The sequence below is a fragment of the Comamonadaceae bacterium OTU4NAUVB1 genome (assembly GCA_024372625.1).
In the GTDB taxonomy this organism is placed as follows: domain Bacteria; phylum Pseudomonadota; class Gammaproteobacteria; order Burkholderiales; family Burkholderiaceae_C; genus Variovorax.
In genome coordinates, this window is record CP099605.1 from 2,661,790 (window position 1) to 2,680,031 (window position 18,242).

At 71.9% G+C, this 18,242-nt stretch carries 16 protein-coding genes; 6 read left to right on the top strand and 10 right to left on the bottom strand.

Annotated features, from left to right (window positions below; all coding sequences use genetic code 11):
• The 4 genes from NF681_15910 to NF681_15925 are packed head-to-tail and all read left to right on the top strand — an operon-like array spanning position 1 to position 4,619.
• Positions 1 to 852: an SDR family oxidoreductase gene (locus NF681_15910; protein UST53774.1), complete on the top strand. Its 852-nt coding sequence runs from the start codon at positions 1 to 3 to the stop codon at positions 850 to 852.
• Between the two features lie 54 nt (positions 853 to 906).
• The gene (hydA, locus tag NF681_15915) at positions 907 to 2,322 is read left to right on the top strand and encodes a dihydropyrimidinase (protein ID UST53775.1); all 1,416 of its coding nucleotides are present in this window, start codon (positions 907 to 909) and stop codon (positions 2,320 to 2,322) included.
• 16 nt (positions 2,323 to 2,338) lie between these two features.
• Positions 2,339 to 3,091: an aspartate/glutamate racemase family protein gene (locus NF681_15920; GenBank protein ID UST53776.1), complete on the top strand. Its 753-nt coding sequence runs from the start codon at positions 2,339 to 2,341 to the stop codon at positions 3,089 to 3,091.
• A 52-nt stretch (positions 3,092 to 3,143) separates the two neighbouring features.
• Positions 3,144 to 4,619: an MFS transporter gene (locus tag NF681_15925; protein ID UST53777.1), complete on the top strand. Its 1,476-nt coding sequence runs from the start codon at positions 3,144 to 3,146 to the stop codon at positions 4,617 to 4,619.
• Here the strand turns inward: NF681_15925 and NF681_15930 are convergent.
• Positions 4,607 to 5,587, bottom strand: coding sequence for a tripartite tricarboxylate transporter substrate binding protein (locus NF681_15930; protein ID UST53778.1), 981 nt, complete (start codon positions 5,585 to 5,587; stop codon positions 4,607 to 4,609). The genes NF681_15925 and NF681_15930 overlap by 13 nt on opposite strands.
• Before the next feature lies 1 nt (position 5,588).
• The gene (locus NF681_15935; GenBank protein ID UST53779.1) at positions 5,589 to 6,521 is read right to left on the bottom strand and encodes a dihydrodipicolinate synthase family protein; all 933 of its coding nucleotides are present in this window, start codon (positions 6,519 to 6,521) and stop codon (positions 5,589 to 5,591) included.
• A 105-nt stretch (positions 6,522 to 6,626) separates the two neighbouring features.
• Between NF681_15935 and NF681_15940 the strand changes: the two genes are divergently transcribed.
• Together NF681_15940 and NF681_15945 are read left to right on the top strand one after the other, a co-directional pair.
• The gene (locus NF681_15940; GenBank protein UST53780.1) at positions 6,627 to 7,505 is read left to right on the top strand and encodes a LysR family transcriptional regulator; all 879 of its coding nucleotides are present in this window, start codon (positions 6,627 to 6,629) and stop codon (positions 7,503 to 7,505) included.
• Between the two features lie 99 nt (positions 7,506 to 7,604).
• On the top strand, positions 7,605 to 9,362 hold the full coding sequence (locus NF681_15945; GenBank protein UST53781.1) for a dihydroxy-acid dehydratase: 1,758 nt from the start codon (positions 7,605 to 7,607) through the stop codon (positions 9,360 to 9,362).
• Positions 9,363 to 9,413: 51 nt separating this feature from the next.
• On the opposite strand, the gene NF681_15950 is transcribed toward NF681_15945, so the two are convergent.
• The 8 genes from NF681_15950 to NF681_15985 all read right to left on the bottom strand — a co-directional run bounded on the left by NF681_15950 (position 9,414) and on the right by NF681_15985 (position 18,241).
• The gene (locus NF681_15950) at positions 9,414 to 10,613 is read right to left on the bottom strand and encodes an MFS transporter (protein ID UST55806.1); all 1,200 of its coding nucleotides are present in this window, start codon (positions 10,611 to 10,613) and stop codon (positions 9,414 to 9,416) included.
• Positions 10,614 to 10,865: 252 nt separating this feature from the next.
• Complete coding sequence (gene urtE, locus NF681_15955) at positions 10,866 to 11,558, bottom strand: urea ABC transporter ATP-binding subunit UrtE (protein ID UST53782.1); 693 nt, start codon at positions 11,556 to 11,558, stop codon at positions 10,866 to 10,868.
• A gap of 30 nt (positions 11,559 to 11,588) precedes the next feature.
• On the bottom strand, positions 11,589 to 12,467 hold the full coding sequence (gene urtD, locus NF681_15960) for an urea ABC transporter ATP-binding protein UrtD (protein UST53783.1): 879 nt from the start codon (positions 12,465 to 12,467) through the stop codon (positions 11,589 to 11,591).
• Complete coding sequence (gene urtC / locus NF681_15965) at positions 12,464 to 13,708, bottom strand: urea ABC transporter permease subunit UrtC (protein ID UST53784.1); 1,245 nt, start codon at positions 13,706 to 13,708, stop codon at positions 12,464 to 12,466. Before urtC ends, urtD begins: the two co-directional genes overlap by 4 nt.
• The gene (gene urtB / locus NF681_15970; GenBank protein ID UST55807.1) at positions 13,705 to 15,279 is read right to left on the bottom strand and encodes an urea ABC transporter permease subunit UrtB; all 1,575 of its coding nucleotides are present in this window, start codon (positions 15,277 to 15,279) and stop codon (positions 13,705 to 13,707) included. The genes urtC and urtB overlap by 4 nt, the downstream gene beginning before the upstream one ends.
• A 222-nt stretch (positions 15,280 to 15,501) precedes the next feature.
• Positions 15,502 to 16,773 (bottom strand): urea ABC transporter substrate-binding protein, encoded by a 1,272-nt coding sequence (urtA, locus tag NF681_15975; protein ID UST53785.1) that lies wholly within the window; start codon positions 16,771 to 16,773, stop codon positions 15,502 to 15,504.
• Between the two features lie 110 nt (positions 16,774 to 16,883).
• A complete protein-coding gene (locus tag NF681_15980) occupies positions 16,884 to 17,861 on the bottom strand; it encodes a D-2-hydroxyacid dehydrogenase family protein (GenBank protein UST53786.1) in 978 nt (325 codons plus the stop codon).
• Positions 17,858 to 18,241, bottom strand: coding sequence for a hypothetical protein (locus NF681_15985; protein ID UST53787.1), 384 nt, complete (start codon positions 18,239 to 18,241; stop codon positions 17,858 to 17,860). Before NF681_15985 ends, NF681_15980 begins: the two co-directional genes overlap by 4 nt.
• Position 18,242: the final 1 nt, after the last annotated feature.

Below are 18,242 nucleotides of genomic sequence, written 5' to 3' on the forward strand. Positions count from 1 at the left end.
ATGAACGCGTCCACCGCCCCCCTGCACCCCGACGCGCGCCGCATGCGCGGCCGCGTCTGCATCGTCACCGGCGCCTCCTCGGGCATCGGCCGTGCCATCGCCCGCCTGCTCGCGCGCCACGGCGCGACGGTGGTCGTGGCCGACATCGACACCGCGGTCGTCGAGGGCGGCGCGCCGACCGCCGGGGTGATCGCGGCCGAGGGCGGCGTGGCCGAGTTCGTGCGCACCGACGTCGCCGACAGCGCGCAGGTCGAGGCGCTGGTCGCGGGCACCGTCGCGCGCCACGGGCGGCTCGACGTGCTGGTCAACAACGCCTGCGTGCGCCACGCCCGGCCGCTGCTCGAACTCGACGACGCCGACTGGCAGCGCGTGCTCGACGTCAACCTCGGAGGCGTCTTCCGCTGCTGCCGCGCGGCGGTGCGGCAGATGGTCGGGCAGGCGCCGCTGGCGCCGCTCGACGGCGCGGACGGCGCGGACGGCGCGGACGGCGAACCCGAGGTGCGCGGGCGCATCGTCAACCTGTCGTCCCAGCACGGCCTGATCGCCGCGCCGGGCGACCTCGCCTACGGCACCAGCAAGGCCGCCATCGCCTACCTCACGCGCCAGGTCGCGGCCGACTACGCCGCGCGCGGCATCGTCTGCAACGCCGTCGCGCCGGGCAAGGTGCAGACCGGCGCGGGCGGCCGCGCGGTCGACCCCGACGTGCTGGCGCGCGCGCACCGCCGCACGCCCTGGCCGCGCCTGGGCCGTCCCGGCGACGTGGCGCGCGCCGTGCTGTTCCTGGCCAGCGGCGAGGCCACCTTCGTCACCGGCGCCGAGCTGATGGTCGACGGCGGCTGGATGGCCGCCTGAGCGGCCCGCGACGCCTGTTTTTCCCCACCCTCCACGACACCCCCCGGGACACCCATGACCGACTTCGACCTCGTCGTGCGCAACGCGCGCGTCGTCACCGCCTCCGACACCTTCGACTGCGACATCGGCATCGTCGGCGGGCGCATCGCGCAGCTCGGCCGCGCGCTCGGGCCCGGCGCGCGCGAGATCGACGCGGCCGGGCGCACCGTGACGCCCGGCGGCGTCGACGCCCACTGCCACCTCGACCAGCCGATGGCGCCGCCCGCGCGCAACGCCGACGACTTCGACAGCGGCACGCGCTCGGCGGCCTGCGGCGGCACCACCACCGTGATCCCGTTCGCCGCGCAGCACAAGGGCCAGTCGCTGCGCGCGGCGGTCGAGGACTACCGCGCGCGCGCCGCCGGCAAGGCGCACGTCGACTACGCCTTCCACCTGATCGTGAGCGACCCGACGCCCGAGGTGCTGCGCGACGAACTGCCCGCGCTCATCGCCGAGGGCTTCACCTCGTTCAAGATCTACATGACCTACGACGACATGAAGCTCGACGACGGCCAGATCCTCGACGTGCTCGCGGTCGCGCGAGCGCACGGCGCGATGGCCATGCTGCACGCGGAGAACGCCGACTGCATCGAGTGGCTGACCAGGCGCCTCGAAGCGGCCGGGCGCACCGCGCCGCGCTTCCACGCGCACGCCCGCCCGATGCTGGTGGAGCGCGAGGCCACGCACCGCGCCATCGCCCTGGCCGAGCTGGTGGACGTGCCGATCCTGATCGTCCACGTCTCCGGGCGCGAGGCGGTCGAGCAGATCCGCTGGGCCCGCGCGCACGGCCTCAACGTGTTCGCCGAGACCTGTCCGCAGTACCTGTTCCTGACGGCCGAGGACCTGGGCATCGACGACAGCTACAAGGGCGCGAAGTGCGTGTGCAGCCCGCCGCCGCGCGACAAGGCCAACCAGCAGGTGATCTGGGACGCCCTGACCGACGGCCTGTTCTCGGTCTTCTCCTCCGACCACGCGCCTTTCAAGTACGACGCGCCCGAGGGCAAGAAGCCCGACGGCGAGGAGGTCGCCTTCCGCCACATCCCCAACGGCATCCCGGGCCTGGAGACGCGCATGCCGCTGCTGTGGTCCGAGGGCGTGCTGACCGGGCGCATGACCGAGCACCGCTTCGTCGAGCTGACCGCCACCGGCCCGGCCAAGGCCTACGGGCTGCACCCGCGCAAGGGGACCATCGCCATCGGCGCCGATGCCGACTTGGTGATCTGGGACGAGCGCGAGGTGGCGCTGAGCAACGCGCTGCTGCACCACGAGGTCGACTACACGCCCTACGAGGGCATGACGCTCAAGGCCTGGCCGGGCCTCACCCTCGCCCGGGGCGAGGTGGTGTGGGACGGCACGGATTTCCACCCCCGGCGCGGGCGCGGCGAGCTGCTGGCCTGCGGCCTGCCCACGCTGATGCCGCGCCGCCGCTGAGGAAGGGACGGCCCCGATGCGACTGCTCGTCATCAACCCCAACATCTCCGACAGCGTCACGGCGCTGATCGAGGCCGAGGCCCGGCGCAGCGCCGAGCCCGGTACCGAGCTGACGATGAGGACCGCCGCCTTCGGCGTCGCCTACATCGAGACGCGCTTCGAGGCGCTGATCGGCGCCTACGCCACCGCGCAGCTGGCCGCCGAGCACCACGCGGGCCACGACGCGGTGATCGTCGCGGCCTTCGGCGACCCCGGCCTGGCCGCCCTGCGCGAGGCGTTGCCCGTGCCGGTGCTGGGCATGACCGAGTCGGCGCTGGCCACCGCCTGCCTGCTGGGCCACCGCTTCTCGATCGTCGCGATCTCGCAGCGCATCCAGGCCTGGTACCGCGAGATGGTGGAGAGCCACGGGCTGATCGGCCGGCTGGCGAGCATCCGCGCGCTCGACCGGCCCCTGGCCAGCATCGGCGGCGTGCAGGACGAGCACGCCGACGCGCTGCTGGCGCTGTGCGAGCGCGCGGTGCGCGAGGACGGCGCCGAGGTCATCGTGCTGGCCGGGGCGCCGCTCGCGGGACTCGCGCGCGCGCTGCGCGGGCGCCTGCCGGTGCCGGTGGTCGACGGCGTCTCCAGCGCCGTGCGGCACGCGGCCACGCTGGTGGCGCTGGCGCCGGGCCGGGCCACGGCCGGCAGCTTCGCGCCGCCGCCGGCCAAGCCCCACCAGGGCCTGCCCGAGGCCATCGCGCGGCTGCTCGACGCCCGCGCGCCGCGCTGACCGCGCCCCACGCCGCGGGCGGGAAACCGTCGCCCGGCATAGAGTGCGTCGGATGAACGCCGCCACCCCCGCCTCCCCGCCACGCCACCGCACCACCGACATTCCCGCCCGCCTCGACCGCCTGCCCTGGTCGCGCTGGCACTGGCGCGTGGTGATCGCGCTGGGCATCGCCTGGGTGCTCGACGGCCTGGAGGTGACGCTGGTCGGCTCGGTGGGCAGCGTGCTGGAGCGCCCGGACACGCTGGGGCTGTCGGCCGCGCAGATCGGCGGGGCGGGCTCGCTCTACATCGGCGGCGCGGTGCTCGGCGCGCTGGTCTTCGGGCGCATGGCCGACCGGCTGGGGCGCAAGAAGCTGTTCCTCATCACGCTGGCGGTCTATACGGCGGCGAGCTTCGCGACCGCGTTCTCGACCGACTTCCTGTTCTTCGCGGTCTGCCGCTTCATCACCGGCGTGGGCATCGGCGGCGAGTACGCGGCGATCAACTCGGCCATCGACGAGCTGATCCCGGCGCGCGTGCGCGGGCGCGTCAACCTCGCGATCAACGGCAGCTTCTGGCTCGGCGCGGCCATGGGCGCGGGCCTGAGCCTGGTGCTGCTGGACCCGCGCGTGCTCGGGCCGGTGTGGGGCTGGCGCGTGGGCTTCGGGCTGGGCGCGCTGCTGGCGCTGTCGATCCTGCTGATCCGGCGCGACGTGCCCGAGAGCCCGCGCTGGCTGATGGCGCACGGCCGCGAGGCCGAGGCCCTGGCCGTGATCGAGGCCATCGAGGCCCGCGTCGCGGCCGAGCACGGCCCGCTGCCGCCGGTGCCCCTCGCGCAGCATCACGCCTTCGTGGCCGGCGGCACGGCGCCGTCGCTGCGGCGGGTGGCGCAGGTGCTGTTCCACCGCTATCGCCAGCGCAGCATCGTCGCGCTGGCGCTGATGGTGTCGCAGGCCTTCTTCTACAACGCGATCTTCTTCACCTACGCGCTGGTGCTCACGCGCTTCCACGGCGTGCCGGCCGGGCGCGTGGCGCTCTACATCTTCCCGTTCGCGCTGGGCAACGTGCTCGGCCCGCTGCTGCTGGGCCCGCTGTTCGACCGCGTGGGGCGGCGCAGGATGATCGCGCTGACGTACACGCTGTCGGGCGTCGGCCTGGCGCTCACCGGGGCCGCCTTCATGGCCGGCTGGCTCGACGCGCTGACGCAGGCGCTGTGCTGGTCGGCGGTGTTCTTCCTCGCCTCGGCGGCGGCGAGCTCGGCCTACCTGACGGTCAGCGAGGTGTTCCCGCTGGAGATGCGCGCGCTGGCCATCTCGCTGTTCTACGCCGTGGGCACGGGCGCCGGCGGCTTCGCCGCGCCGTTCCTGTTCGGCCTGCTGATCGAGACCGGCAGCCGGGGCGCGGTGGCCGCGGGCTATGCCCTGGGCGCCGTGCTGGTCGTGGCCGCCGGCCTGATCGCGCTGCGCTGGGGCGTGGACGCGGAGCGGCGCTCGCTGGAGGACATCGCCCCGCCGATGGGCAGCGAGGACGGATCGCGCTACTCGACCTGAACGTTGCCTTCCCTGGCGATCCGGGCGAACCGGGCGGTCTCCGAGGCGATGCGCGCCTCGAACTCCTCCACCGAGCCCCCCAGGGGTTCGCAGCCGCCCAGGGCGATGCGCTTGACGAATTCCGGGCTCCGGATGACCGCCAGCATCTGGGCGTTGAGGCGCGCCACGATCGGCTTGGGGGTCGCCGCCGGGGCGAGCACGCCGTACCAGGTCTCGATGCCGAAGCCCTTTAGGCCCGCCTCCTCCAGGGTCGGCACGTCCGGCAGGAACGGCGTGCGCGCGCGCGTCGTCACGGCCAGGGCGCGCAGCTTGCCGGTGGCGATGTGCTGCGTCAGCGTCGTGATGCTGTCGAAGGACATGTTGACCTGGCCGCCGAGCAGGTCGGTGGTGAGCGGCGCGCTGCCCTTGTAGGGCACGTGCAGCAGGGTGGTGCCGGTCGAGCTCTGGAACAGCATGCCCATGAGGTGCTGGGCGGTGCCGTTGCCGTTCGAGCCGAAGGACAGCCGGCCGGGCGACGCCTTGGCCAGCGCGACGAGTTCCGCGACGTTCCTGGCGGGCGTGAACTCGGGATTCACGACCAGCGCGTTGGGCACCATCGCCACGGTCGTGATCGGCGCGAGGTCCTGCGTGAAATCGTAGGGCAGCTTCCGGTAGACGCTCGGCGCGATGGTGTGGTGCACCGCGCCCATCAGCAGCGTGTGGCCGTCGGGCCGGGACTTGGCCACGTGGTCCGCGCCCAGGGTGGTGCCAGCGCCGGGCCGGTTCTCCACGACGACCGGCTGACCGAGGCTGCGGCCGAGCTGGTCGCCCAGCGCGCGCGCCACGAGGTCGGTGGTGCCGCCGGCCGCGAAGGGCACCACGATGACGACCGGCCGGGTGGGCCAGTCCTGGGCGAAGGCGCCGCGGGCGGCGGCGGCGAGGCAGGCGCCGGTGAGCAGGGCCGCGCGGCGTGTCGGGCGAAGGTTCATGTCATGTCTCCTGGGGTGCGCGGGGGTAGCCGGGCATGGCGAAGCCGATGGCTTCCAGGTCGCCGCGAAGCCGGCGCCCGGCGTCCTCGCCGAGCGGGGTCAGCGGCGGGCGGACGGTCCGCCAGACCGGCTGGCCGGCGTGCAGGGCCACGGCATGCTTCATGGCGGGGATCATGCTGGCGCCCTGGAACGCCTGGCGGACCCGGTCGGCCGCGCGCTGCAGGTCGGGCCCCTCGGGGCCGCGCCAGCCCTCGATCAGGCGCTGGATGCCCCCCGGGTTCACGTTCACGGTGGCGCTGATGCAGCCGGCCGCGCCCAGCGGGAGCGCCGCCGACAGGAGCGATTCGCTGGCGGGAAAGACATCGAAGCCGCCGGCGGCGAAGTTCTCGAGCAACGCGCGGGTGTTGTCCCAGTCGCCCGAGGAGTCCTTGGCGCCCGCGATCACGCCTGGGTAGCGCGCGAGCAGGCGCTCGACGAGCGCGGGCGTGACGGGCACGCAGGTGAACTGGGGGATGTGATAGAGGTAGATGGGCGCGCAGCCGCTGCCCACGCGCTCGATGAGCTCGGCGTAATAGGCGAACACGCCGTCCTCGGAGACGCCCTTGAAGAAGAACGGCGGCAGCACCAGGAGGCCGCCCGCGCCCGCCCGGCTCGCGTGACGCGAGAGCGCCACCGCGTCGGACAGCGCGCAGGCGCCCGTCCCGGGCATGAGCCGGCCGGCCGGGACGCCGGCCTCCAGCAGCGCGTCGGTCAGCGCGATGCGCTCGCCGGTGGACAGGGACGCGGCCTCGGAGTTGGTGCCGAAGACCGCCAGGCCGACGCCATGCCCGGCGAGCCAGCGGCAATGGGCGACGAACCGCTCGGTGTCGGGCGCCAGGTCGGCCGTGAACGGGGTGAGGACCGGCGCCAGCGCGCCGCGGATTCTGTGCGTCATGACGCCGGAGTCTCGTGGACGCCCGGGGGCGGAACCCGCCGCGACCAGACAGTCAGACAACAAGATTCTTATGTTCCGCGCCACCGGCGCCCGTACATTCGCCGCATGGACACGCGCTACCTGCAGAGCTTCGTGGCCGTGGTCGAACTGGGGTCGATGGCCGAAGCCGCGCGACGCCTGGACCTGACCCCGGCGGCCATCGCCGCGCGCGTGAAGGCGCTGGAGGCCGACCTCGGCATCGCCCTGGTGCAGCGCTCGGGCCGGTCCGTGCGGCCGACGGAGGCCGGCCTCGGGATGCTCGAGCGCGCGCGCAACCTGCTGCGCGAGGTGCGCGACCTGCGCGCGGCCGCGGACGACGGCATGTCCCCGGGGGAACTGCGCCTGGGCGTCTTCGGATCGGCCATGACGGGCGTGCTGCCGCCGGTGCTCAGGCGCCTCTACGACCGGCATCCCGCGCTGTCCGTGCTGGTCCTCCAGGGCAGTTCGGTCGAGCTGTGCCGGCAGGTGGCCGCCGGCGCGCTGGACGCGGCCATCGTGGTGGAGCCGCAGTTCGCCATCGGCAAGGGCTGCGAGTGGAGCCTGCTGATCGAGGAGCCGCTGCTGGTGGTGGCGCCCCGACGCCTGCAGGGCGGATCGGCCCACGACCTCCTGGCCCGCCAGCCCTTCATCCGCTACGACCGCTCGGTCCTCGGCGGCCAGCTGGCCGACCGCTACCTGCGCGACCACGGCATCGCGGTGCGCCAGCGCCTGGAGATCGACAGCCTCATGGCCATCGCCGCGTTCGTGGACCAGGGACTGGGCGTCGCCCTGCTGCCCGACTGGGCGCCCATGTGGCACAGCGGTTTCGACATCGTCCGCCTCCCGCTGCCCGGGCGCGCGCCGGTGCGGCGCATGGGCGTCGTGTGGGCGAAGCAGGGACCGCGGGCGACCCTCGCCCGGGCGCTGCTCGACGAAGCCCGGGCGCTCTACGGGGGACCACAATAAATTTGTTGTCTGTCGCTGGTGGCGCCGCTTCGTCGCGGCCCGCGCGTTCGTCACACTGGCCAGGCCCCGTCCCCTCATCACGAAGAAAGCGCCAAGACCATGCAAGAAGCGGAAAAATCACCTTTCGAACCGGACGCGGACATGGTCGACGCCGGCATGCGCAAGGGCCTGACCAGCTATGGCGACCAGGGCTTCTCCCTGTTCCTGAGAAAGGCCTTCATCAAGGGCGCCGGCTACACCGACACCGCGCTGGACCGGCCGGTCGTGGGCATCGCCAACACGGGCAGCGCCTACAACCCCTGCCATGGCAACGCGCCGCAGCTCATCGAGGCGGTCAAGCGCGGGGTGATGCTCGCCGGCGGCCTGCCGATGGACTTTCCCACCATCTCCATCCACGAGAGCTTCGCCGCGCCCACGAGCATGTACCTGCGCAACCTCATGGCGATGGACACCGAGGAGATGGTGCGGGCCCAGCCGATGGACGCGGTCGTCCTCATCGGCGGGTGCGACAAGACCGTGCCGGCGCAGCTCATGGGCGCCGCCTCCGCCGGCATTCCGGCCATCCAGCTCATCACCGGCTCGATGCTGACGGGCAGCCACCGGGGCGAGCGGGTGGGCGCCTGCACGGACTGCCGCCGCTACTGGGGGCGCTTCCGTGCCGGCGAGATCGACGTGCAGGAATCGGTGGACGTCAACAACCAGCTCGTCGCCAGCGTGGGCACCTGCTCGGTGATGGGCACGGCCAGCACCATGGCGTGCATCGCCGAGGCCCTGGGCATGACGGTGCCGGGGGGCGCCTCGCCACCGGCCGTGACGGCCGAGCGCATCCGCGTCGCCGAGCAGACCGGCGCGCAGGCGGTGGCGATGGCGCGCACCGGCCTGACCATCGACAGGATCCTCACGCCCGATGCCTTCGAGAACGCGATGCGGGTGCTGCTGGCCATCGGCGGCTCGACCAACGGCATCGTCCACCTGGCCGCCATCGCCGGACGCATGGGCCTGGAGATCGACATGGCCGCGCTCGACCGCATGGGGCGCGAGACGCCGGTGCTGCTGGACCTGAAGCCGTCCGGCCAGCACTACATGGAGGACTTCCACGCCGCCGGCGGCATGGCCACGCTGCTGCGCGAACTCCGGCCGCTGATGAAGCTGGACGCCCTGACCGTGACGGGCCGCACCCTGGGCGAGGAACTCGACCGGGCCGGCCCGGGTTTCAGGCAGGACGTCGTGCGCCCGATGGCCGACCCCATCTACCCGCAAGGCGCCATCGCCGTGCTCCGGGGCAACCTCGCGCCCGGCGGCGCCATCATCAAGCAGTCGGCGGCCGACCCGCGCCTCATGGAGCACGAGGGCCGCGCGGTGGTCTTCGAGGGCATCGAGGACCTGGTCGAGCGCATCGACCGCGACGACCTCGACGTCACGGCCGACGACATCCTGGTGCTCAAGCGCATCGGCCCCAAGGGCGCGCCCGGGATGCCGGAGGCGGGTTACATCCCCATCCCGCGCAAACTGGCCCGCTCGGGTGTGAAGGACATCGTGCGCGTCTCCGACGGCCGCATGAGCGGCACCGCCTTCGGCACCATCGTGCTGCACGTGACGCCGGAGTCGGCCGTCGGCGGCCCGCTGGCCCACGTCCGCAACGGCGACCGGATCCGCCTGAGCGTCAAGGACCGCGAGATCCGCCTGCTCGTGTCCGACGACGAACTCGCCCGGCGCGCCCTGGAATCCCCGGTGACGCCGCCGAGCGCCGAGCGCGGCTACCGCAAGCTGTTCCTGCAGGCGGTGACGCAGGCCGACCAAGGCGTGGACTTCGATTTCCTGCGCGCCGCGAAGATGGTCGGCAAGACGCCGCGCTAGGCGACCAGCGCCCGCTCCCGGGCGCCGCGCCGCGCCGCGCCAGGGCCCCGCTCAGGCGTGCGCGGCCGCGCCGCGCCGCGTGCGCCGTTCCACCGACAGCGACCACGCGAACATCCCCAGGCCGGCGATGCCCAGCAGCGCGCCGACCCAGCCGGTCGAGGTCCAGCCCAGGCCGGCCGTGATGGCCACGCCGCCGAGCCACGCGCCCAGCGCGTTGGCCATGTTGAAGGCCGAATGGTTGAGCGCGGCGGCCAGGGTCTGCGCCTCGCCGGCCACGTCCATCAGCCGGATCTGCAGGGCCGGGCCGATGGCGACGATGGTGCCGATCAGGAAGGTGCCCAGCGCCGCCGTCGCCACGTGGTGCGCCATGAAGACGAAGGCCACGAGCACCAGCACCGACCACACCAGCAGCGTGCCGATGGTCCGCATCAGCGCCTGGTCCGCCAGCCGCGCCCCCACCAGGTTGCCCGTGACCATGCCCAGCCCGAACAGCGCCAGCACGAACGGCACGCCGCCCAGGGGCATGCCCGCGACCTCCGTGAGCGTGGGCTTGATGTAGCTGAAGACCGCGAACATGCCGCCGAAGCCGATGGCCGCGATGCCCAGCGTCAGCCAGACCTGCTTGCGGCGCAGCGCGTCGAGCTCGCGCATCGGGCTGGCGCCGGGCGTGGGCGCCATGTCGGGCAGGCCCCGGCGCAGCATGACCATGGCCAGCAGCGCGATCGCGCCGACGAAGACGAAGGCCGCGCGCCAGCCGAATTCCTGCCCCAGCCAGGCCGCGATGGGCACGCCCACCAGCGTCGCCCCGGTGAGTCCCAGCATCACCAGCCCGACGGCGCGGGCGCGCTTGCCCGGCGGAGCCAGCGAGGCCGCCACCAGCGCCGCCACGCCGAAGTACGTGCCGTGCGGCAGGCCGGTCAGGAAGCGCATGAGGTTCAGCGAGAGGTAGCCCGGCGCCAGCGCCGAGGCGAAGTTGCCCAGCGCGAAGACCGCCATCAGGGCGATGAGCAGCGTGCGCCGGCGCCAGCCCGCCGCCAGCACCGCCAGCAGCGGCGCGCCCAGCACCACGCCCACGGCATAGGCGCTGATCACGTGGCCGGCCTGCGGGATGCTCACGCCGATGTCCTGGGCCACCTCGGGCAGCAGGCCCATGATGACGAATTCCCCGGTGCCCAGCGCGAAGCCCCCCACGCCCAGCGCCAGCACGGCGCGCAGCAGCGTGCGGTCGGCCTCGGCGCTGCGCGCGGGCATGGTCGAGGGATCGGCGAGGTCGTCGGAAAGGATGGGCGTGGTCATGGCGGGAGGGCGCGGGCGCGGACGGGATGCGGATGATGCCGGGCCGCGTAACGGCATGGCGGTCTAGGGGTTAACCCTGTCGATCGACCTTAACACGCACCCCTCGAAAAGGCAGCCGGCGCGCGCCCGTTTCAGGCGGGACGCCTTCGTCCCGAGGTCGCCCTGGCGCCGCCGGACCCTCGGCCGCCGGCGCGCCCGCCGGCCGCGTCAGATCGCGACGAGCTGGCGCACGCCCTGCGCTTCCATGTCCTTGCCCTGGCCGCGCGCGATGACCTCGCCGCGCTCCATCACCAGGTACTCGTCGGCCAGTTCCTGGGCGAAGTCGTAGTACTGCTCGCACAGCACGATGGCCATGTCGCCCCGGTCGGCCAGCATGCGGATGACGCGGCCGATGTCCTTGATGATGGAGGGCTGGATGCCCTCGGTGGGCTCGTCCAGGATCAGCAGCTTGGGCCCGGGCGCCAGCGCGCGGGCGATGGCGAGCTGCTGCTGCTGGCCGCCGGAGAGGTCGCCGCCGCGCCGGTGCAGCATCTGCTTCAGCACCGGGAACAGCGTGTACAGCTCGGCCGGGATCGGCGTGCCGCCGCGCTTGTAGGCCAGACCCATGCGCAGGTTCTCCTCGACCGTCAGCCGGGCGAATATCTCGCGGCCCTGCGGCACGAAGCCCATGCCGGCGCGCGCGCGTTCGTAGGGCGTCCGCTTCTGGATGGGCTGACCGTCGAACTCGATGCTGCCGCTCTTGATGGGCACCAGGCCCATGAGCGACTTCAGCAGCGTCGTCTTGCCCACGCCGTTGCGCCCGAGCAGCACCGTGACCTTGCCGAGCGTGGCCGTGAAGCTGACGTCGCGCAGGATGTGCGAGCCGCCGTAGTACTGGTGGATGTTCTTCACCGTGAGCATGGCGTGTCCTTTCGGAAGGGATGTCCCGCGCTATCGACCAAGGTACACCTCGATCACGCGTTCGTCGGCCTGCACCTCGTCCAGCGTTCCCTGCGCCAGCACCGAACCGTCGCACAGCACGGTGACGATCTCGGAGATCGTGCGGATGAAGCTCATGTCGTGCTCCACCACCATCAGCGAATGCCGGCCCTTGAGCGTGAGGAACAGCTCGGCCGTGCGGGCGGTCTCCTCGTCGGTCATGCCCGCGACCGGCTCGTCGAGCAGCAGCAGCTTGGGGTCCTGCATCAGCAGCATGCCGATCTCCAGCCACTGCTTCTGGCCGTGGCTGAGCGTGCCGGCCAGGCGCGTGACGCTGTCGGCCAGGTGGATGGTGGCGATGATCTCGGCGAGCCGGTCGCTCTGCGCCGAGTCGAGCCGGAAGCGCATCGAGCGCGCCACGCCCTTGTCGGTCTTGAGCGCCAGTTCCAGGTTCTCGAACACCGTCAGCTGCTCGAACACCGTGGGCTTCTGGAACTTGCGCCCGATGCCCAACTGCGCGATCTCGGCCTCGCGGTAGCGCAGCAGGTCGATGGTGCTGCCGAAGAACACCGTGCCCGAATCGGGCCGGGTCTTGCCGGTGATGATGTCCATCATCGTGGTCTTGCCCGCGCCGTTGGGGCCGATGATGCAGCGCAGCTCGCCCGGGGCGATGTCCAGCGACAGCTTGTTGATGGCCTTGAAGCCGTCGAAGCTCACGCACACGTCCTCCAGGTAGAGGATGCGGCCGTGCGTGACGTCGACCTCGCCCGGCGTGGCGATGCGCCCCGAGCCGGCCTCGCGCCCGCCCGATTCGGTGTTGCCCGTCGGGGCGAGCGCGCCGCCGCGTGTCGACAGGCGCTGGGCGCCCGCTTCCATCAGATCGGGCGTCATGCGCGCGCTCCCTTCGTCTCGATGCCGGCGGCGGTGGCGACGCCCGCGGGCGGCAGCGCTTCCGGTTCCATGCCCTCGCCGGCGGCCAGCGCGCGCTGCGCCTCCTGCCGGGCGTCGCCCGACGCCGCCGCGCCCTGGGCCTGGGGAGCGCGCCACTTGCGCACCAGCCCGACGATGCCCTGGGGCAGGAACAGCGTCACGGCGATGAACAGCGCGCCGAGGAAGTAGAGCCAGTACTCCGGGTACGCCACCGTCAGCCAGCTCTTGGCGCCGTTGACGATGAAGGCGCCCACGATCGGGCCGATCAGCGTGGCGCGCCCTCCCACCGCCGCCCAGATCGCGATCTCGATCGAGTTGGCCGCGCTCATCTCGCCCGGATTGATGATGCCCACCTGCGGCACGTAGAGCGCGCCGGCCACGCCGCACATCACGGCCGAGATCACCCAGATCGTCAGCTTGTAGGGCAACGGGTTGTAGCCCGAGAACATGACCCGCGTCTCGGCGTCGCGGATGGCCTGCAGCACGCGGCCGAACTTGCTCGCCACCAGCCACTTCGCGAACAGGAAGGAGGCGAGCAGCGTGAGTCCGGTGATGGCGAACAGCGTCATGCGCGTGGCCTGCGTGGCGATGGGGATGTCCAGGATGCGCTTGAAGTCGGTGAAGCCGTTGTTGCCGCCGAAGCCGGTCTCGTTGCGGAAGAACAGCAGCATCGCCGCGAAGGTCAGGGCCTGCGTGATGATCGAGAAGTACACGCCCTTGATGCGCGAGCGGAAGGCGAAGAAGCCGAACACCAGCGCGATCAGGCCCGGCACCGCGACGATCAGCACCAGCGTCATCGCGAAGCTGCCGCTGAAGGTCCAATGCCAGGGGAGCTCCTTCCAGTCGAGGAACACCATGAAGTCGGGCAGGTCGCTCTTGTAGTTGCCGTCGCGCCCGATCTGGCGCATCAGGTACATGCCCATCATGTAGCCGCCCAGCGCGAAGAACAGCCCGTGGCCGAGCGACAGGATGCCCGTGTAGCCCCAGATCAGGTCCATCGCCAGCGCGCAGATGGCGTAGCACATGATCTTGGCCGTCAGGGCCACGGCGTAGTCGCTCAGGTGGAAGGGGCTGTCCGGGCTCACCCACATGTTGAGCATCGGCGCCACCGCGCACACCGCGATCAGCGCCACGAAGAACGCGGTCCAGCCCTTGCCGCGCAGCAGCGGCCCCCTGGTCGGCAGAGTCACTGCGGCGGTCATGCTTCCCGTCCCTTCATGGCGAAGATGCCCTGGGGCCGCTTCTGGATGAACACGATGATGAACACCAGCACCGCGATCTTGGCCAGCACCGCGCCGGCCCAGCCCTCGATGAACTTGTTGAGGATGCCCAGCCCCATGGCCGCGTACACCGTGCCGGCGAGCTGGCCGACGCCGCCCATCACCACCACCATGAACGAGTCGACGATGTAGCTCTGGCCGAGGTCCGGGCCGACGTTGCCGATCTGGCTGAGCGCGCAGCCCGCCAGGCCGGCGATGCCCGAGCCCAGCGCGAAGGCATAGGTGTCGATGCGCGCCGTGTTCACGCCCATGCAGGAGGCGATCGGGCGGTTCTGCGTGACCCCGCGCACGAACAGCCCGAGCCGCGTGCGGCCGATGAGCCAGCCCATGGCCAGCAGCACCGCCACCGCGAACACGATGATGCCGATGCGGTTCCAGGGCAGCGAGACGTTGCCCAGCATGGTGAAGCCGCCGCTCATCCAGGCCGGGTTCTCCACGCCGACGTTCTGCGCGCCGAAGATCGAGCGCACCAGCTGCTGCAGCATCAGGCTGATGCCCCAGGTGGCCAGCAGCGTCTCCAGCGGGCGGCCGTACAGGAAGCGGATCACGCCGCGCTCGAGCACCGCGCCCACCAGCGCCGCGGCCAGGAACGACACCGGGATCGCGGCGAGCAGGTAGCCGCCGAACCAGGCCTCGGGCAGGTAGCGCTGGAACACGCCCTGCATCAGGTAGGTGGCGTAGGCGCCGATCATCATCAGCTCGCCGTGCGCCATGTTGATCACGCCCATCAGGCCGTAGGTGATCGCCAGGCCGAGCGCGGCGAGCAGCAGCACCGAGCCCAGGCTGATGCCGCTGAAGACGGCGTTGATGCGGTCGCCCCAGACCAGGCGGTCGTCGATGCTCCGGATCGCGGCCGTCAGCGCGGCCTTGACCTCGGCGTCGTCCTCCTTGCCCAGGCGCTCGTTGAGCAGCAGCTTGACCTCGGGGCTGCCGCTGGTGGCCAGGGCGCCGGCGGCCTCGATGCGGCGCGCGCGGTCGGCGCTGTCGAGCAGGCTGGCCGCGCGCACGCGCTCCAGCCGGGCCTTGATGGCGGGCACCTGCTCGGCGGCCAGGGCCTTCTCGATCAGCGGCAGGCGCGATTCGTCGGGCTCGTTCAGCAGCGTCTGCACGGCGTCGCCACGCACCTTCTCGTCCGCGCTCGTGAGCTGGAGCGCGGCCATCGCCGAGGCCAGCGTGCTGCGCAGCAGGTTGTTGTTGACGATGTCCTCGGCGTCGTCGGGTACCTTGGCTTCGGCGCCGGTGACGGGATCGAAGCCCTTGTCGTCCTTCGTCACGAAGACGCGCTCGGGCGTGGTCTTCACGGCGTCGTCGGCCATCGCCTGGAAAAAGTCGGCCGTCCTCGCATCGGCCGTGAGCACGGCCTTGTTGATGGCGACGACGCGGTCGTCGGTCTCGCCCGATGCCATGGCCCGCGCCTCGTCGGACGTCAGCGCCTGGGCCGGCCAGGCCGCCAGCAGCGCGAGCGCCGTCGCGCAGGAGTAGAGAAAGCGCATGGTCATGGATGGATGCGACACGGATGGATTGAACGTGGGAACCCGGCGCGACCGGCGTTGCCGGCCCGCGGACATCACCGCCCGGAGGCCGGGCTCGGCCCGCGAGGCAGGCCGGCCGGGGGGTATTGCCGGAACACCGTGGAACCGGCTCCGCCGGTCCGCCGGTGTCGCCCCCGGCAGGGGGTCGGGCGAAGCGGCACGCAGTGCGCGAGCCCCGGGGGGTTACATCTTCCCGGCGGGCTGGTCGGGCTTCTTGTCGTTGCCTTCGATGAACGGGCTCCACGGCTGGGCCTTGATCGGCGCCGGGGTCTTCCACACCACGCCGAACTGGCCGTCGGCCTTGATCTCGCCGATGAACACCGGCTTGTGCAGGTGATGGTTCTTGGCGTCCATCTCGACCGTGAAGCCGTCCGGCGCCTTGAAGGTCTGGCCGGCCATGGCGGCGATGACCTTGTCGGTGTCGGTCGACTTGGCCTTCTCCACGGCCTGCTTCCACATGTGCATGCCGATGTAGGTGGCTTCCATCGGGTCGTTGGTCAGGGGCTTGTCGGCCTGGCCGGGCAGCTTCTTGGCCTTGGCGTAGTCGCTCCACTGCTTGATGAACGCCGTGTTGGTCGGGTTCTTGATCGACATGAAGTAGTTCCAGGCGGCCAGGTGACCCACCAGCGGCTTGGTGTCGACGCCGCGCAGTTCCTCCTCACCCACCGAGAAGGCGACGACCGGCACGTCCTTGGCCTTCAGGCCGGCGTTGCCCAGTTCCTTGTAGAACGGCACGTTGGAGTCGCCGTTGATGGTGGAGATCACAGCCGTCTTGCCGCCCTGGGAGAACTTCTTGATGTCGGCGACGATGGTCTGGTAGTCGCTGTGGCCGAACGGGGTGTACTTCTCCTCGATGTCCGAATCCTTCACGCCCTTGCTCTTGAGGAAGGCGCGCAGGATCTTGTTGGTGGTGCGCGGGTAGACGTAGTCGGTGCCCAGCAGCACGAAGCGCTTGGCGCCGCCGCCGGCCTTGCTCATCAGGTATTCGACGGCCGGGATGGCCTGCTGGTTGGGCGCCGCGCCCGTGTAGAACACGTTCTTCGACAGCTCCTCGCCCTCGTACTGCACGGGGTAGAACAGCAGGCCGTTCTGCTCCTCGACCACCGGCAGGACCGACTTGCGCGACACCGAGGTCCAGCAGCCGAAGATCACGGCGACCTTATCCTGGCCGAGCAGCTGCTTGGTCTTCTCGGCGAACAGCGGCCAGTTGGAGGCCGGGTCGACGATCACGGGTTCGAGCTTCTTGCCCATCACGCCGCCCTTGGCGTTGATCTCCTCGATGGTCATCAGCGCCACGTCCTTGAGCGCGGTCTCGGAGATGGCCATGGTGCCCGAGAGCGAGTGCAGGATGCCGACCTTGATGGTGTCGGCGGCGAAGGCCGGCGCGGCGGCGAAGCCGGCGAGCGCGGCGGCGGCGGTGATCGCCTTGAGGGTGAAACGGCGTTGCTGCTGCATGGTGACTTCCTTCTCCGTTGGTGTCTGGGATGGAGGCGAGTCTGCGCAGCGGGACCGTTTCGACCAATACGCCGGGTGGCGTACGGCGGACGGGCGCGCGGCCCGGCGGGTCAGGCCCCGGGCATCGGGCGCGGCAGCGGCGCGCCGTCCAACCAGGCCTCCACGCCCTCGACCGCGTCCCGGTAGAAGCGCTCGAACACCGGCTGCGACACGAAACCCAGGTGCGGCGACAGCAGCGCGTTGGGGAGTTCGCGCAGCGGGTGCGCGGCGGGCAGCGGCTCGATCGCGTGGACGTCGAGCGCCGCCGCGCCCGGACGACCGGCGCGCAGGGCGGCGACCAGCGCGTCCTCGTCCACGAGGCCGGCGCGCGAGGTGTTCACGAACACGGCGTCCGTGCGCATCCGCGCCAGCCGCTGCGCGTCGAACAGGTGGCGCGTCGCCTCGGTCATCACCAGGTGCAGGCTCACGACCTTCGAGGTGCGCACCAGTTCGTCGAGCGCGACCGCGCGCGCGCCGTGTTCGGCGGCCCGCGCGTCGGTCATGCGCGGACTCCACGTCACCACCTCCATGCCGAAGGCCTGGGCCACGCGCGCCACGCGTCCGCCGATCTCGCCGAGGCCGACCAGCCCGAGCCGCTCGCCGTGCAGCACCTGCCCGAGCGGGCCGCCATCGCGCCATCGCCCCTCCCGCAACGCCTCGAGGGCCTGCGGCAGGCGCTTGACCGCCGCCAGGATCAGCGCCCAGGCGAGCTCGCAGGTGCTCTCCTTGGACGGCCCCCAGGCCGTGTGGCAGACCGGCACGCCCCGCGCGTGCAACGCGGCGACGTCGAGCGCCGCGTTGCGCGTGCCGGTGAAGGCGAGGTACTTCAGCCGGGGCATGGCCGCGACCAGCGCGGCATCGACCGGCGTGCGGTCGCGCATCAGCACCAGCGCGTCGGCGTCCTTCACGGCGTCGAGCAGCGCGTCGCCCCGCAGCGGCGAGGTGTGGATGCGCAGGTCGGCGCGCCGCTCGACGCCGGACCAGTCGGCCAGCCGGCGGGCGGCGTCTTCATGGTCGTCGAGCACGACGACGAGGGGGCGGGTGTTCATGTCGGATCGATCAGGAGACCGGCGTCCAGCGCGCGGATGCGTGGGTCGACGTAGTAGCCGCCGTATTCCGTGTAGCGCAGGAACGGCCGGGCGCAGTTCACGCAGCGCCACAGTTCGCAGCGGTTGTAGGGGAAATGGGCGAGGGAGACGGGCGCGTCGGGCGCGTCGTAGCGCGTGCCGTGGGGGTGGAACTCCTCCAGGGTCGGCTCGTCGTAGGCGTCGCCCGCGCGCAGGCTGCCGACGCGTTCGAGCAACGCGCCGTCGAAGGTCGCCGGCAGGCTCTCCCAGCCCCGGCACCGCAAGGCACCGCACGGGCAGGCCGGGTCGGGCGCATGGCGCGCGGCGGCCTCCCGGAGGTCCTTGATCGTCAGGGCCGCCATG

Coding starts and splice junctions, on each gene's coding strand:
- NF681_15910 (UST53774.1), top strand. CDS start 1: ATGAACGCGTCCACCGCCCCCCTGCACCCCGACGCGCGCCGCATGCGC.
- hydA (UST53775.1), top strand. CDS start 907: ATGACCGACTTCGACCTCGTCGTGCGCAACGCGCGCGTCGTCACCGCC.
- NF681_15920 (UST53776.1), top strand. CDS start 2,339: ATGCGACTGCTCGTCATCAACCCCAACATCTCCGACAGCGTCACGGCG.
- NF681_15925 (UST53777.1), top strand. CDS start 3,144: ATGAACGCCGCCACCCCCGCCTCCCCGCCACGCCACCGCACCACCGAC.
- NF681_15930 (UST53778.1), bottom strand. CDS start 5,587: ATGAACCTTCGCCCGACACGCCGCGCGGCCCTGCTCACCGGCGCCTGC.
- NF681_15935 (UST53779.1), bottom strand. CDS start 6,521: ATGACGCACAGAATCCGCGGCGCGCTGGCGCCGGTCCTCACCCCGTTC.
- NF681_15940 (UST53780.1), top strand. CDS start 6,627: ATGGACACGCGCTACCTGCAGAGCTTCGTGGCCGTGGTCGAACTGGGG.
- NF681_15945 (UST53781.1), top strand. CDS start 7,605: ATGCAAGAAGCGGAAAAATCACCTTTCGAACCGGACGCGGACATGGTC.
- NF681_15950 (UST55806.1), bottom strand. CDS start 10,613: ATGCCCGCGCGCAGCGCCGAGGCCGACCGCACGCTGCTGCGCGCCGTG.
- urtE (UST53782.1), bottom strand. CDS start 11,558: ATGCTCACGGTGAAGAACATCCACCAGTACTACGGCGGCTCGCACATC.
- urtD (UST53783.1), bottom strand. CDS start 12,467: ATGACGCCCGATCTGATGGAAGCGGGCGCCCAGCGCCTGTCGACACGC.
- urtC (UST53784.1), bottom strand. CDS start 13,708: ATGACCGCCGCAGTGACTCTGCCGACCAGGGGGCCGCTGCTGCGCGGC.
- urtB (UST55807.1), bottom strand. CDS start 15,279: ATGCGCTTTCTCTACTCCTGCGCGACGGCGCTCGCGCTGCTGGCGGCC.
- urtA (UST53785.1), bottom strand. CDS start 16,773: ATGCAGCAGCAACGCCGTTTCACCCTCAAGGCGATCACCGCCGCCGCC.
- NF681_15980 (UST53786.1), bottom strand. CDS start 17,861: ATGAACACCCGCCCCCTCGTCGTCGTGCTCGACGACCATGAAGACGCC.
- NF681_15985 (UST53787.1), bottom strand. CDS start 18,241: ATGGCGGCCCTGACGATCAAGGACCTCCGGGAGGCCGCCGCGCGCCAT.